The organism is Streptomyces sp. NPDC001922 (assembly GCF_042891165.1).
In the GTDB taxonomy this organism is placed as follows: Bacteria; Actinomycetota; Actinomycetes; order Streptomycetales; family Streptomycetaceae; genus Streptomyces.
The window spans coordinates 280308-294385 of sequence record NZ_JBIASV010000003.1 but is presented as its reverse complement, the minus strand read 5'-3'; the positions used below and the strand labels follow the sequence as shown (position 1 = coordinate 294385).

14 protein-coding genes are annotated in these 14078 nt (G+C 74.2%); 6 read left to right on the top strand and 8 right to left on the bottom strand.

Going from position 1 to position 14078, the window contains the following annotated elements:
- The first annotated feature begins 455 nt into the window (after positions 1 to 455).
- From lnt to ACFYYR_RS06795, 3 genes are all read left to right on the top strand, one after another.
- The gene (lnt, locus tag ACFYYR_RS06805; protein ID WP_388847710.1) at positions 456 to 2237 is read left to right on the top strand and encodes an apolipoprotein N-acyltransferase; all 1782 of its coding nucleotides are present in this window, start codon (positions 456 to 458) and stop codon (positions 2235 to 2237) included.
- Positions 2234 to 3025 carry a polyprenol monophosphomannose synthase gene (locus ACFYYR_RS06800; protein ID WP_388847708.1) on the top strand — a complete coding sequence of 264 codons (792 nt, stop codon included), beginning with the start codon at positions 2234 to 2236 and terminating at the stop codon, positions 3023 to 3025. The genes lnt and ACFYYR_RS06800 overlap by 4 nt, the downstream gene beginning before the upstream one ends.
- 515 nt (positions 3026 to 3540) lie before the next feature.
- The gene (locus ACFYYR_RS06795; RefSeq protein ID WP_388848135.1) at positions 3541 to 3795 is read left to right on the top strand and encodes a Rho termination factor; all 255 of its coding nucleotides are present in this window, start codon (positions 3541 to 3543) and stop codon (positions 3793 to 3795) included.
- A 194-nt stretch (positions 3796 to 3989) separates the two neighbouring features.
- On the opposite strand, the gene ACFYYR_RS06790 is transcribed toward ACFYYR_RS06795, so the two are convergent.
- Positions 3990 to 4235: a hypothetical protein gene (locus ACFYYR_RS06790; RefSeq protein ID WP_388847706.1), complete on the bottom strand. Its 246-nt coding sequence runs from the start codon at positions 4233 to 4235 to the stop codon at positions 3990 to 3992.
- 662 nt (positions 4236 to 4897) lie between these two features.
- Complete coding sequence (locus ACFYYR_RS06785) at positions 4898 to 5152, bottom strand: WhiB family transcriptional regulator (RefSeq protein ID WP_388847704.1); 255 nt, start codon at positions 5150 to 5152, stop codon at positions 4898 to 4900.
- 149 nt (positions 5153 to 5301) lie between these two features.
- Here ACFYYR_RS06785 and fxsA point away from each other — a divergent pair, with 149 nt between their 5' ends.
- The gene (fxsA, locus tag ACFYYR_RS06780; RefSeq protein WP_388847702.1) at positions 5302 to 5928 is read left to right on the top strand and encodes an FxsA family membrane protein; all 627 of its coding nucleotides are present in this window, start codon (positions 5302 to 5304) and stop codon (positions 5926 to 5928) included.
- Between the two features lie 256 nt (positions 5929 to 6184).
- On the opposite strand, the gene ACFYYR_RS06775 is transcribed toward fxsA, so the two are convergent.
- The 4 genes from ACFYYR_RS06775 to ACFYYR_RS06760 all read right to left on the bottom strand — a co-directional run bounded on the left by ACFYYR_RS06775 (position 6185) and on the right by ACFYYR_RS06760 (position 9699).
- Positions 6185 to 6559, bottom strand: coding sequence for an RNA polymerase-binding protein RbpA (locus tag ACFYYR_RS06775; RefSeq protein ID WP_388847700.1), 375 nt, complete (start codon positions 6557 to 6559; stop codon positions 6185 to 6187).
- Between the two features lie 254 nt (positions 6560 to 6813).
- Positions 6814 to 8187, bottom strand: coding sequence for an MFS transporter (locus tag ACFYYR_RS06770; RefSeq protein ID WP_388847698.1), 1374 nt, complete (start codon positions 8185 to 8187; stop codon positions 6814 to 6816).
- 49 nt (positions 8188 to 8236) lie between these two features.
- The gene (locus ACFYYR_RS06765) at positions 8237 to 9016 is read right to left on the bottom strand and encodes a glycerophosphodiester phosphodiesterase (RefSeq protein WP_388847696.1); all 780 of its coding nucleotides are present in this window, start codon (positions 9014 to 9016) and stop codon (positions 8237 to 8239) included.
- Positions 9013 to 9699, bottom strand: a complete 687-nt coding sequence (locus tag ACFYYR_RS06760) for a YitT family protein (RefSeq protein WP_388847694.1) — start codon at positions 9697 to 9699, stop codon at positions 9013 to 9015. The genes ACFYYR_RS06765 and ACFYYR_RS06760 overlap by 4 nt, the downstream gene beginning before the upstream one ends.
- A gap of 113 nt (positions 9700 to 9812) precedes the next feature.
- Here ACFYYR_RS06760 and ACFYYR_RS06755 point away from each other — a divergent pair, with 113 nt between their 5' ends.
- Positions 9813 to 11315, top strand: coding sequence for a PLP-dependent aminotransferase family protein (locus tag ACFYYR_RS06755; protein ID WP_388847692.1), 1503 nt, complete (start codon positions 9813 to 9815; stop codon positions 11313 to 11315).
- A 241-nt stretch (positions 11316 to 11556) separates the two neighbouring features.
- On the opposite strand, the gene ACFYYR_RS06750 is transcribed toward ACFYYR_RS06755, so the two are convergent.
- Entirely contained in the window at positions 11557 to 13104 is a 1548-nt protein-coding gene (locus ACFYYR_RS06750; protein ID WP_388847690.1) for a hypothetical protein, read from the bottom strand.
- Positions 13105 to 13160: 56 nt separating this feature from the next.
- Positions 13161 to 13355, bottom strand: a complete 195-nt coding sequence (locus ACFYYR_RS06745; RefSeq protein ID WP_388847688.1) for a hypothetical protein — start codon at positions 13353 to 13355, stop codon at positions 13161 to 13163.
- A 258-nt stretch (positions 13356 to 13613) separates the two neighbouring features.
- Here ACFYYR_RS06745 and ACFYYR_RS06740 point away from each other — a divergent pair, with 258 nt between their 5' ends.
- On the top strand, positions 13614 to 14030 hold the full coding sequence (locus tag ACFYYR_RS06740; protein ID WP_388847686.1) for an ankyrin repeat domain-containing protein: 417 nt from the start codon (positions 13614 to 13616) through the stop codon (positions 14028 to 14030).
- The last annotated feature ends 48 nt before the right edge of the window (positions 14031 to 14078 follow it).

The window sequence follows — 14078 nt, the reverse complement described above, 5'->3', positions numbered from 1 at the left end:
GCCCGAAGGGCGCCGGGCCCCCATCCGTTCGATCCGGCACGGCGGGCGCGCGGCCCGGTGCCTCCCGTCGCCTCCCGCCCCCGGCCGGACGGCCTCCGCGTACCGGCGCTTCCCGGGATCCTCGTGCCCGCCTCACTTCCCGCGTCCCGCCGCCCGCCGTCCGTTTCCCGCTCCCCGCGTATCCCCGCCCGCGTTCCGTGACGTCCCCGCAGCACCCGTGGCCGCGCCGTACCCGTCGCGGTGCTGCGCGCCGGTGTGCCGCTCGCCCTCGGTTCGGACAGCCCCGGCGCTTTTACGGACCGGCCTGGTCACTGTTGCCCTGCCGCCCGGCATCCCGCCCGGCAGGAAAACGAGCGGCAGCTTCCGAAGCGGGGTGTCCCCGCCGGGCCCATGGCCCCGCCTTCGCGATGTACCGTCACCAGACGACTGCACGACCTGCAAGGAAGGCCGCGACCGTGCCATCGGGTCCCGATACCACCACCGCCCGTGCCTCCGGAGGCGCAGCTTCCGGACGCCGCGAGGCAGACCTCGCGGTGCCGGGCGGCTCCGCCGCCGGGGCGGAGACCGACCGCGCCGCCGACCACGCGGACGCGGCAACCGGCTCCGACGTGCCCGCGGAGGGCTCCGACGTGCCCGCCGGGGAACCGGCGGGGGCCGGCGCCGCGACCGGCCGGGCGCACCGGACCGGGCGGGCCGTGCGCCGCGAGGCGCCGCGCACCGCTGCCGCCGCCGTCGCCGGGGCGGCGCTCGCCCTGGCCTTCCCGCCCTACGGCTGGTGGCCGCTGTCGGTGCTCGCCGTGGCCGGGCTGGGCCTCCTGACCCGGGGCCGCACCGCCCGGCAGGGCGCCTGGACCGGCTTCGCCTTCGGCCTGCCGTTCTTCTTCGTGCTGCTCCGCTGGCTCCATGTGGTCGGCTACGACGCGGTCGTCGGCCTCTCCGTCATCGAGGGGCTCTTCCTCGCCGCCCTCGGCGCGGGCCTGGCCGTCGTCTCCCGGCTGCCGCTGTGGCCGCTGTGGGGCGCCTGCCTGTGGGTCGCCGAGGAGTGGGCGCGCGACCGGATTCCGTTCGGGGGATTCCCCTGGGGGCGGCTGGCGTTCGCCAACACCGGCTCGTCGTTCACCCCGTACGCGGCCCTCGGCGGCGCCGCGCTGGTCACCTTCGCTGTCGCGCTGAGCGGCATGCTGCTGGCCGCCGCGGCCGTGGGCGCCCCGCGCCTGCGGCGGGCGCCGCGCGGCCTCCGGTCCGCGCTGCCCGGAGCCGGCGCCGCGGTCCTCGCGGTGAGCGTCGCGGTCGCCGGTTACGCGGTTCCCGTCCCCACCGCCGCCGACGACCACGTCGACGTCGCCGTCGTCCAGGGCAATGTCGAGCAGCCCGGGATGAACTTCCTGGGCCGTCCGATGAAGATCCTGAACAACCATGTCGACGCCACCCTCGACCTGGCGAAGCGGGTGAAGGAAGGCCGGGCCGAACGGCCCGACCTGGTGATCTGGCCGGAGAACTCCTCCGACCTCGACCCGTTCCAGTACCGGGAGGCGTACGACCGGATCGACCGGGCGGTCAAGGCGATCGGGGTCCCCGTCCTGGTCGGCGCCCTCATCGACCACCCGGGCAAGGAGGGCTACGTCGAGAACCAGGGCATCGTCTGGGACCCCCGGACCGGCCCCGGAGCCTCCTACACCAAGCAGCACCCCGTGCCGTTCGGCGAGTACGTCCCCTTCCGCGACCAGCTCAGCAAGGTGATCACCCGGCTCCAGCGGGTGCCCCGCGACTTCTACCCCGGCGACCGCACCGGCGTCCTCCAGGCCGGGCCGGCCCGGATCGGCGACGTCATCTGCTTCGAGGTCGCCTACGACGAGATCGTCCGGGACACGGTGCAGAAGGGGGCCCGCGCCCTCGTCGTCCAGACCAACAACGCCACCTACGGCCGCACCGGCCAGCCCGACCAGCAGCTCGCCATGTCCCGGCTGCGGGCCGTCGAGCACGGCCGGGCCGTGGTCACCGCCGCCACCAGCGGCATCAGCGCCGTCGTCGCCCCCGACGGCACGGTCGAGCAGCGGACCGCGGAGTTCACCCGCGACGTGCTCTCCGCGCGCCTGCCCCTGCGTGACGACACGACGGTCGCCGACCGCGTCGGCGCAGGTCCGGAGTGGGCTCTCGCTATGGTGGGCCTTCTGGCCTGCGCCGCCGGGATCATGATCGGCCGGCGGGGACGAATGGACGGGAAGGGGCAGAAGTGAACGACGGTGGCGCGGTTCCGCGCAGCGGGGCGCAGGGGCGGCAGTACGGTCCGCTCGGCACGGCTCTGGTGATCATCCCGACCTACAACGAGGCGGAGAACGTCAAGTCGATCGTCGGGCGGGTGCGGGCCGCGGTGCCGGAGGCGCACGTCCTCGTCGCCGACGACAACAGCCCGGACGGCACGGGCAAGCTCGCCGATGAGCTGGTGGCCGAGGACGAGCAGGTCCATGTGCTGCACCGCAAGGGCAAGGAGGGCCTCGGCGCGGCCTATCTGGCCGGATTCCGCTGGGGCATCGAGAACGGCTACGGCGTCCTCGTCGAGATGGACGCCGACGGCTCGCACCGGCCCGAGGAACTGCCGAGGCTGCTCACCGCCCTCAAGAGCGCGGACCTCGTCCTCGGCTCCCGCTGGGTGCCCGGCGGCCGGGTGGTGAACTGGCCCAAGTCCCGCGAGTTCATCTCCCGCGGCGGCAGCCTCTACTCCCGGGTCCTGCTCGGCGTCCCGATGCGCGATGTCACCGGTGGCTACCGGGCCTTCCGCAAGGAGACCCTCGAGGGCCTGGGCATGGAGGCCGTCGCCTCAGCGGGCTACTGCTTCCAGGTCGACCTGGCCTGGCGGGCGGCGAAGGCGGGCTTCCACATCGTGGAGGTGCCCATCACCTTCGTGGAACGTGAGTTCGGGGACAGCAAGATGAGCCGCGACATCCTCGTCGAAGCGCTGTGGCGGGTCACCGGCTGGGGCCTCTCCTCCCGGGCGAAGCGCCTCCTGGGCCGCGGCGGCCGGTGACCGCGACGGCCCGCGACCACGGCGCGGGCCCGTAGGGCCTGCCCGAGGCATCCCGCCTGCCCCGCGGTGTCCGGCACGCACGCTCCCTGGCCCTTCGCAGCGCGGGAGGTGCCCCCACGCTGCGTTGTCGGTCGTCGGTGCAGCCCGCTGCGCGCTCTCCCCTTGGGGGCCTGGCGGCCCGGGAGGTACCCCCACCCTCCGCCTTGCGAGCGCACGCACCGGACGCCGCGGGCCCGCCCTGCAGGCGGGCCCGCGGCATGTGTCGGACAGCCCCAGGCCTCGACGCGTTCTCGCGGCACGGAGGAGCGGGCACGCCCCGGGTGGGGCAACTGCCCGTCTGCCACGACCCGGACCCGTCGGGGTCCGACCCCGCCCGAGATCTCCCCGGTCCGGATCGGCGGCGGACAGCCGGCCCGCCTTCCCGGAATGGGCGCACAGCACTCTCCTGCCGAGCCTCCGTGCGGCATTCTGACGACGGGGGTGGGTACCCGCACGTCATCCGGAGGTGTTGTCACATGCCCGACCCGCAGATCAAGGACGAGAAGACCTACCAGGCCCTGCGCCGTGAGGGCGCGAGCAAGGAGAAGGCCGCCAGGATCGCCAACGACGCCGGCGGCTCCCGCCGAGCCACCGCGCGTAAGGGCGGCAAGGCCGGGGCGTACGAGGGGCGGACCAAGGACGACCTGTACCGCGAGGCCAGGAAGGTCGGTATCGAGGGCAGGTCCGGCATGTGGAAGGACCAGCTCATCTCGGCGCTCCGCAACCGCTGAGCCGCAACCGCTGAGCCGCAGCGGCGAAGCGCGCCGAAGCCTCACTGCCGAAGCGCCGAAGCGCCGAAGCGCCGAAGCGGCGGACTGACGGCCGGCGGCCGTACGGCCCCTCTGCGGTGCCGTGGAGGGGCCGAACCGGTGTGGAACGGAAGCGGAGGGGCCCGGACACCGTCCGGGCCTCTCCGCGTGCGACGTCAGTCCGTCGGCTCGTCCGGGGCGGGCTCGTCCGGGTTCACCCCGATCGGCTGCGGCGCTCCCCGCGGCCCGGTGCCCGCCTCGTCGGTGTCCGGCATCCGCTCCCCGTCCCGGTCCTCGAGGGACGACCCGTCGGCGTCCCAGTGGTCGGGGCCGGCCTCGGCGTCAGCCTGCTGATCGGGCAGGTCCCGGGGGACGCCCTCGCTGCCGTGTCCTTCCGGAGCTTCGCTCGGTCGTTCGCTCATGGCCCCATCCTCACTCGCTTACGGGGTTCGTGCCGGGCGGGCGGGTACCCGGCGGGGCCGCCGGGCATGCGCCGGTCACCGTGATGATCGACACCGGCCCGGTGCGGCAGCCGTCGTACGGCACCGCATCCGGTGGCCGCGGCCATACGCGTCGGGACCTTTGCCAGGAGCCTCATGAGCCTGTCACTGGGAGAGCCTGTCACCGGATGTCCCGTGCCGCGAGTGCCGTCGCCGACGGGCCCCGTGGCGGGCGTTGCGAGAGGCTGTCACCCCGGCCTGAGTCCTGCCATGGCGTCACGCCGACCTGGGGCGCGCGGGACACGGCAGCCCGTCCGGGTGGGCGATGGGTCCGCCGCGGTCGGCAGCCCGCGTCGAAACAGCGGGGTGTCCCGTCGCCGACTGGGGCGCGGCCCGTGAAGGCGGCGGCCGGCAGTGGTACCTCCAGCTCGTGCCGCCGGCCGCTGAAGCGGTGGGGGCGTGCATCCCCGGTCCGGACAGGGAGCAGGGCATGGGGCGTGCAGCGGGGCGTCACGCGCAGGCGCCCGCATCCGCGTTCCCGGCCGCGCGCCGCCCGAGCGGTGGGGCCACGGAACGTGGTGCCGCGGGCGGGTGACTGCCGGACCGGGGCAGCACCGGACAGCTGCCCCGGTCGTCCGGCGGCGTCAGCGCCGGGCCCGGCTGCGGGCCCGGGCGTTGCGGCGTCGCAGTGCCCGGCGTTCGTTCTCCTCGAGACCGCCCCAGACACCCGAGTCCTGGTTGTTCTCCAGGGCCCATTCGAGGCACTGGTCCGTGACCGGACAGCGCGCACAGACGGCCTTCGCCTCCTCGGCCTGCAGGGCCGCCGGGCCCGACGTGCCGATGGGGAAGAAGAGTTCCGGGTCCTCGTCGATGCAGGCAGCGCTCTGGCGCCAGTTCATGGGGTCAACTCCGTTTCCGCGCCCCGTGAGGGCGCATACGTGCCGGTCCGCTTCGCGTACCCGGGAGCCCGGCCGGAATGCACGGGCCCGGCGTACGGAGGCCGACCCACCGCTCCGATTCCGCCACCGGCCCAGGCACACTGGGACACATGACGACCGGCACACCGCACCAGAATTCGCCCCGGGGCCGAGAGCCCGGCCGCCGGCGCTCCCGCGCCCGCAGGTTCCTGCCGCTGGCGGTCGCCGCCTGGCTGGTGCTGGAGCTGTGGCTGCTCATCGTGGTGGGCGAGGCCTTCGGCGGTCTCACCGTTCTGCTGCTGCTGGTGGCCGGAGCGGTGCTCGGCGGATATGTGATCAAGCGGGCCGGCCGCCGGGCCTGGCGAGGGCTCACCGCCGACCTCCGGGCCGCTCAGGCCGGCGGGGCCGGTGACCGGCAGGAGGACGACCCGGCGCGCGACGGCGACCGGAGCAGCGGCAATACGCTCCCCATGCTGGGCGGGCTGCTGCTGATGATCCCGGGGCTGATCTCGGACGCGCTCGGACTGCTCTGCCTCTTCCCGCCGACGCGGACGCTGCTGCACCGCTCGCTGGAGCGGTCACTGGAGCGCCGGATGCGGACCGCACGGCCCGGGACCTTCGGCGACGCCTTCCAGCAGGCACGGATGCACCGCCCCGACGGCAAGGTCGTCCAGGGCGAGGTCGTCCGGGACGACGCGGACGTGCCGGGGCGCCGCCCGCACGACGAGGACGGGCCGCGCCCACCGCTCACGCACTGAGCCGTCGCCCGGGACGGGGCCGGTGGGGCTCCCGCGGGCCCGCCACGCTCCCGGGCATCCCGCGCTCCCGGGCACCCCGGGCACCCCGGGCTCCTGGGCATCCCGGGCATCCCAGGGCGAGGCCCGTCCACCCTGTCTGTCGCCGGGGCCGGCAAGATGAGCCCGTCGCCGGGGCATGCAAAAGCCGCGGGCCGGGGACACCGGCTGGTGCCCCTGACCCGCGGCCTCTCTGCGCGGTTCGCGCGGCGCCTCGGCGCTACGCGGACTTGCGGTTGTCGCGCGGATGCACGGCAATGTTCATGGCGCCGGAGCGGAGAACGGCCAGCCTCTCGGCCAGCACCTCCTCCAGCTCCTCGCGGGTGCGCCGCTCCATGAGCATGTCCCAATGCGTACGCGCGGGCTTGCCCTTCTTCTCTTCAGGGCCCTCGCCGTCCACCAGGAGTGCCATGGCGCCGCACGCCTTGCACTCCCACTCCGGCGGAATTTCCGCCTCTACCGAGAACGGCATCTCGAATCGATGTCCGTTCTGGCATGCGTACTCCACCGCCTGGCGCGGGGCCAGATCGATGCCGCGGTCGGTCTCGTAGCTGGTAACCACGAGTCGCGTGCCGCGGAGAGCTCGCTCACTCATGAATCGTGCCTCCCGGGCTTGTAGCCCACAGGACAGGTGTCGCTGTCGTCGTCATCCGGTCAACGTCCGGTCGGCGGTGAAGATTCCCGTTCCGGGACATGCGTCGCCCGTCGTGCCGCCCCTTGTTGTACCCACCGGCGCCCGGTTTGTCACATCTGGCAGCAGATGTCACCCAGCGTTCCCGTTTCCTGAGCACGCAGTAACGGTCCACCCGGCAGGCCAAGGGCGTACACTACCGCCTCCGGCTCTGGACCCTAAATCCGGGCCGGTACGGGGTTGCCCGCCGCCGCTACCGCACGCCGCACCGGCACCCGCGCGAGCAGCACGAATCCCAGTGCGAAGAACACCACGAGCGAGATGATCGCCGTCCGGTAGTTCCCGGTCAGCTGGTAGGTCAGACCGAACAGCAGCGGCCCCAACCAGCTCGTACCCCGGTCGCTCAGCTCGTACGCCGAGAAGTATTCGGCCTCCTTGCCGCGTGGCACCAGATGGGAGAAGAGCGACCGCGACAGGGCCTGGCTGCCGCCCAGCACCATCCCGATCGCCGCCGCCAGCACGAAGAACCACCCCGGCTCGCCCGCCGGCAGGAAGCAGCCCGCGCCGATCGTCACCGTCCAGGCCGCCAGCGCGCCGAGAATCGTGCGCTTCGCGCCGTACCGGCGGGCCAGCCGGCCCATGCCCAGCGCGCCTGCCACCGCCAGCACCTGGACCAGGAGGATCGCCAGGATCAGGGTCGTCTGGTCCAGCCCCAGCTCCTCCGAGCCGTACACCGAGGCCTGGGAGATCACGGTCTGCACCCCGTCGTTGTAGACGAGATAGGCGAGCAGGAACATCAGCGTCAGCGGATACCGGCGCATGTCCCGCAAGGTCGCCACGAGTTGCCGCAGGCCCTGGCCCAGCGAGGCGCGCTCCGCCGGGGTGCGGCCGGGCAGCCGCCGGTCCCGCAGCCGCCGCAGCGGGATCAGGGCGAACGCGCCCCACCACAGGCCCGCGGTGGCCAGCGAGATCCGCACCGCGGTGCCCTCGGACACCCCGAAGCCGTCGTGCCCCGAGTACAGGACCAGGTTCGCGACCAGCACCAGCGCCCCGGCCGCGTAGCCCAGGGCCCAGCCGCGCGAGGAGACCGCGTCCCGTTCGTCCGGCCCGGCTATCTGGGGCAGGAACGCGTTGTAGACCACCATCGAGACGGACAGCGAGGCGTTGGCCACGATCAGCAGCGCTCCGCCGAGCAGATAGCGCTCCCCGTCCAGGAAGAACATCCCCGTCGTCGCCGCGGCCCCCAGGTAGGCGGCCACCGCGAGGATCGGCTTCTTGCGGCCCGTCCGGTCCGCGACCGCCCCCGCCAGCGGCATCACCAGCACCGCCAGCAGGATGGACGCCGAGACCGCGTACGCGAAGTAGGAGCCCGCCCGCACCGGGACGCCCAGCGGGTGTACATAGCCGTCCGCGTCGGCGGCGGCCCGGGCCACCGCCGTCAGATACGGCCCCAGGAACACCGTGACCACGCTCGTCGAGTAGACCGAGACGGCCCAGTCGTAGACGTACCAGCCCCGCTGTTCCCGCCGCCGCTCCGCCGGCGTGGTCGCGCTCCCGGCCGCTCTGTCCCCCGCCGTGTCCGTGCTGTCCATCCCCGGCCCCTCGTCTCCCCGTCGGCCGCCGTACCACGGCGGCCCGGGGTCAGGCCCAGGCTCCCCGGTCGGTCAGTACCGTGCGCAATGTGTCGAGATGATCGGTCATGATGCCATCGACGCCCAGGTCGAGCAGGGCTGCCATCCGATCCGCGTCGTTCACCGTCCACACGTGCACCTGGAGCCCCCGCGCGTGCGCGGCCCGGACGAAGGCCCGGTCCACCACCCGGAGGCTGCCGAGCACCGGGACCGGCTGCGCCTCGGGCACCTGCACGGCGACCGCCGTACGCCGCGGCCGGACCGGCAGCCCCAGCGAGCGCAGCCGCAGCGCCAGCACCCCCCGGACGCCGTAGGACGTCGCCAGCCGGGGCCCCGCCAGCCGCTGCGCCCGGGCCACCCGCGCCTCGGAGAAGGACCCCACGCAGACCCGGTCCCAGGCTCCGGTCCGGCGGACCAGCTCGAGCAGCGGGATCAGCGCAGCCTCCGCCTTGACGTCCACGTTCCAGCGGGCCTCGGGGAAGGACTCCAGCAACTCCTCGAACAGCGGGAGCGGCTCGGTCCCGGCGACCCGGGCCCGCCGCACCTCGGACCAGGGCAGGTCCGCGATCCGCCCGCGGGCGTCGGTGACCCGGTCCAGGGTCGCGTCGTGGAAGGCGACCAGCGCGCCGTCCGCGGTGACGTGCACATCGGTCTCCAGGTAGCGGTACCCGGTGCCGACCGCGCGCCGGAACGCGGCCGCGGTGTTCTCCAGCCCGTCGGCCGTTCCGCCGCGGTGGGCGAAGGCGAGCGGGGCCGGATGGTCGAGGAAGGGATGGCGTACGGAATTCACTGCGGCAGTATCGCCTGTTCCCTCACCTCGCCCCGCGCCACCACCGGGGAAGGCTCCCCGTCGGCCCCGGGAATCGCGAAGACCCGGAGGAACACCTGCGAGAGCGGGCCGATGGCCAGCGCGAACGCCACCGTGCCCACGCCGACCGAACCGCCGAGCAGCCAGCCGGTCACCAGCACGGTGACCTCGAGCCCGGTGCGCACCAGACGGATCGACCGGCCGGTGCGCTTGTGCAGCCCGGTCATCAGGCCGTCCCGGGGGCCGGGGCCGAAGCGCGCCGAGATGTAGAGCCCCGTCGCGACGCCGTTCAGCACGATCGCGAAGACCAGCAGCGGCACCTGGAGGGCGAGCCCGCGCACGTCCGACGTGAGCGCCAGGGTGGCGTCCATCGCCACGCCGATCAGCACGACGTTGGAGACCGTTCCGAGCCCCGGGCGCTGCCGCAGCGGCACCCAGAGCAGCAGCACCAGGGCGCCGGCGAGGATGCACACCGTGCCGATGGACAGCCCCGTGTGCTTGGAGACGCCCTGGTGGAAGACGTCCCACGGGTCCAGGCCGAGTCCGGCGCGCAGCTGGAGCGCCATGCTCATGCCGTAGAGGACCAGTCCGACGTAGAGCTGCACGAGGCGACGGGTGAGCCGGCGGGGGAGTGCGGACCGGGTCGTTCGCGACCATCGGGACATGTGGGGGCTCCCAGGGAAGGGTGACGCTGGTGGAAGTGGCCTGACTCATGACACCCTGTGGCCTGGGGCCACGGTGGTTCCAGGGCCAATCGAGGGAAGGTGGACTGCTGATCATGGGTCAGTGGACTTCGGCGGTGGGCGCCGCGCAACTCGCCCGGCTACTGCGCTCCCAGACCGACGGCGGGCGCGAGACCGCGGCCGGGCGGCGGCTGCCCGCCTACCGCGCCCTCGCCGACGGCGTGCGTCTCCTCGTCCTCGAAGGACGCGTGCCGGTCGCCGCCCGGCTCCCCGCGGAGCGCGAACTCGCCGCCGCTCTCGCGCTCAGCCGCACCACGGTCGCCTCGGCGTACGAAGCGCTGCGCACCGACGGCTTCCTGGAGTCGCGGCGCGGAGCGGGGAGTTGGACCTGCGTCCCGGCCGGCAGCCCACTGCCCACCCGCGGCCTGGACCCGCTGCCGCCGGACGCCGCCGGATCCGTGATCGACCTCGGGTGCGCCGCCCTGCCCGCGCCCGAACCCTGGCTCAGCCGGGCCTTCCAGGGCGCCCTGGAGCAGCTCCCGGCCTACGCCCACACGCACGGCGACTACCCGGCCGGCCTCCAGGACCTCCGGCAGGCCCTCGCCGACCGCTACACCGCCCGCGGTATCCCGACCATGCCCGAGCAGATCATGGTCACCACCGGGGCCATGGGGGCGGTCACCGCGACCTGTCATCTGTTCGCCGGGCGCGGCGAGCGGGTCGCCGTCGAGTCCCCCTCGTACGCCAATGTCCTCCAGCTGATGCGGGAGGCGGGCGCCCGGCTGGTGCCGGTCGCGATGGCGGACGGCCTGGCGGGCTGGGACATTCCCGCCTGGCGGCAGGTGCTGCGCGACGCCGCTCCGCGCATGGCGTACGTCATGGCCGACTTCCAGAACCCCACCGGCGCGCTGGCCACCGAGGAGCAGCGCCGTGACCTCGTGGCCGCCGCCCGCTCGGCGGGCACGGTGCTCGTCGCCGACGAGACGATGTCCGACCTGTGGCTGGACCCGGACCCCGAACTGCCGCGCCCGGTCTCCGCGTTCGACCCCTCGGGCAGCACGGTCGTCACCGTCGGCTCGGCCAGCAAGGCGTTCTGGGCCGGGCTGCGCATCGGCTGGGTCCGGGCCGCCCCGGACGTCATCCGCAGCCTGGTCGCCGCCCGGGCCTACGCCGACCTGGGCTCACCCGTCCTCGAACAGCTCGCCGTCACCTGGCTGTTGAACGACGGCGGCTGGGAGGCGGCGGGGGACATCCGCCGCGCGCAGGCACGGGAGAACCGCGACGCGCTCGTCGCCGCACTCCGGCAGCACCTGCCCGACTGGGAGTTCACCGTCCCGGGCGGCGGGCTCACCCTGTGGACCCGCACCGGCGGTCTCTCCGGCTCCCGGATCGCCGAGGCGGGCGAACGGATGGGGGTGCGGGTGCCGTCCGGGCCGCGGTTCGGGGTGGACGGCGCCTTCGAGGGCTTCGTCCGGCTCCCGTTCACCGTGGGCGGCGCGGTCGCCGAGACCGCCGCGGCCCGGCTCGCCGCGGCGGCTCACCTGGTGGAGACGGGTGCCCCGGTCGCCACGGACACACCGCGCAGCCTGGTGGCCTGAGCCCGGTCGGCCCTGCGGCCCGGGCCGCCCCGGACCTCGTCGGGCCGGTCCGGGCCTCCGGCCCTCCCGCCGGACCCTGCCCGGCTTCCGGACTCCGGCCGGACCGGACCGGTGTGGTCCGCGCCCCGCCGGACGGAACCCCTGGCCCGAGCCCGGACGGCCCGGCTCCCGCAGGAGTGGACCGATCCGGCGGACGGTCCGGTGCGTGCGAGCGGGAGGAGGGGCCGCGGGGCGTGCCGGGTCAGCTGTCGGCGTGCACGGCGGCCGCGGGCTGGGCCGGCAGCTCCGGACCGGCCGGTTCCGGCAGCAGGTCCAGAACGGCCTGCCGGTCCGTCTCGCTCACCTCGTCGTCGTACGGGTCGGGGGTGGCCGGCACCTGGAGCCGGTGCACCGGCCCGGCACCCAGCCGCGCGTAGCCGCGCCCCGGCGGGACGTGTGCGGGCGGGGTGGTGTGCGGCGGCTGGTCCAGCACGTCCGTCACCTCCTCGGCCGTGGCCGTTCCCAGGATCACCCGCGCCCTGGTGTGCGACCGCACGGCGTCGGCCAGCAGGTCCGCGCAGTCCAGTTGGTCACCGACGCAGACGGTGACCTGGGCGGCCCGCCCGTGCCGCAGCGGGATGCCGAGCAGCTCCTGCGGGTCGGTCCGTCCCTCGGCGGCCGCGACCTGGCTGAGCACGGAGGGCCGGTCGAGGACGATCCACAGCTGCCGACGGGTGTCCTCCGGCGCCGGATGCCCCAGCTGGCGGGCCCGGTTGGCGGCGATCAGCCGGCGCTCCGTCTCGTGGGCCGCCCACTCCAGCGACGTCAGGGCCCCCGCGAGGCCGCTCTCCACCGCCAGTACCCCCTCCCGGCCCAGCAGGCAGGCGTACTCGCCGGTGCCGCTCCCGTCCACCACCAGCACGTCGCCGTGCCGCAGCCCCTGGAGGGCGAGCGAGCGCAGCAGCGTGCTGACGCCGCTGCCCGGCCTGCCGAGCGCGAGCAGATGCGGCTCCGTGGTGCGGGGACCGGTCCGCCAGATCACCGGCGGGGCGTCGCGCGGGGCGTCGTCGGTGGTCACGGGCACAGTGCGCCGGACGTCGCCGGAGTCGGTGAAGCCCAGGACCGTCTCGGCGGGCGAGGTGACGAAACGCTGGGCCCGGATGTCGGTGGGGAGCGGCTCCAGCACCGTCATGACGAGTTCGTTCAGCTCCTCGTTCCAGTCGAACAAGTACTCCCGGCCCCGCCCGGACTTGGCGTGGAGCAGCTTCTCGATCCGGGCCCGCGCGGCGGGCTCGCCGTCGGTGAAGTACGGCGGGTAGTGCAGGTGCAGCAGCGTGATCCGGCCCTCGTCGTCGAAATCCCAGGCGGAGAAGGCCTGTTGCCAGTCGCCTCCGTGCGCGTACAGCGGGCCGGGATCGTCGGTCGCGGAGAAGTAGGGCACCAGGGCGTCGTGGAGGACCTGCAGCCGTCCGCTCTCGGCCTCGCTGGGGCCGGTCTCCGCCGGGTCCCGGTCACGCCCCGCCCAGGCTCCGGCCGCCAGGACCCCCGCCATCATGAGCGCCGGCCCGTACGGCAGCAGCGCGAGCGCCACCACCCCGGCCGCCAGCATGACCAGCGCGGGACCCCGCCGGTCCGGGGGCGCGGCGGACAGCCGCCGCCGCCCGCCGGCCGCCAGGCGGCGCAGCCCGCGCACCACGACGATGAGCGGATGCAGGACGTCCGCGGCGGTGTGGACGGCGGCACGGGCCGCCGCGCGGCTTCGCGCGAGGAGTGCGCCGGTCAGGATGCGGGGCAGTGGGCGCCGGGCCACAACGGTCTCCTGGGGTGTGCAACGTCGGTGGACGGGACGGCCGTCGCGGCCGGACCTCAGAACTTGATTCCGCCCAGCAGGCTGGCCAGGCTCGCGCTGCCCGCCTTGATGCTCGGAGCGATCGCCGTGCCCGCCAGGAAGAAGCCGAACAGCGCGCAGACCACGGCGTGGGAGGCCTTGAGCCCGTCCTTGCGGAAGAGCAGGAAGACGATGATGGCGAGCAGTACGACGCCTGAGACGGACAGAATCATGGGGTTCTCCTGTGGGGTGGGGACGACACCGTCACCGTGAGGTGATTCAGGTTCGCAGCATGTGTCTGTCCCGGCAAAGTGGCACATGGGGGATTTGTCATGAATTTGATGCTCATGGGCGATGCGCGGTGCGCCGTCCGGGCGGGGGACGGTCCGGGGAGCCGGTGCCACGACGGCCGGTCCGCCGGACCCCCGGTGGGCCGCAGTACGCTGGCTGTTCACTCGTACGGGCGGCGGACCGGGAAGGCGGATCAGCGGATGGACACTCCGGAGTCGGGAGATGTCGCAGGTCAGGTCGATCCTGAGGTCATCGAGCTGGCGAGCAGGATCTTCGACTTCGCGCGCGGCGGCGAGACGGCCTCGCTGTCCGCGTACGTCGACGCCGGTGTGCCGGCCGATCTCACCAATGACAAGGGCGACTCGCTGGTGATGCTCGCCGCGTACCACGGCCATGCGGGTGCCGTGGAGGCCCTCCTCAGCCGCGGCGCCGATCCCGACCGGGCCAACGACCGCGGTCAGACGCCTCTCGCGGGTGCGGTCTTCAAGGGGGAGGACGCGGTGGTCCGGGCCCTGCTGGCGGGCGGCGCCGATCCGGCGGCGGGCACCCCGTCCGCGGTGGACACGGCGCGGATGTTCGGCAAGGACGACCTGCTGAAGCTGTTCGGCGCCGCATGAGATTCCCGGGCCGGATTCCCCCGGGCCCGGTCCGGCGTCCGAACGGAC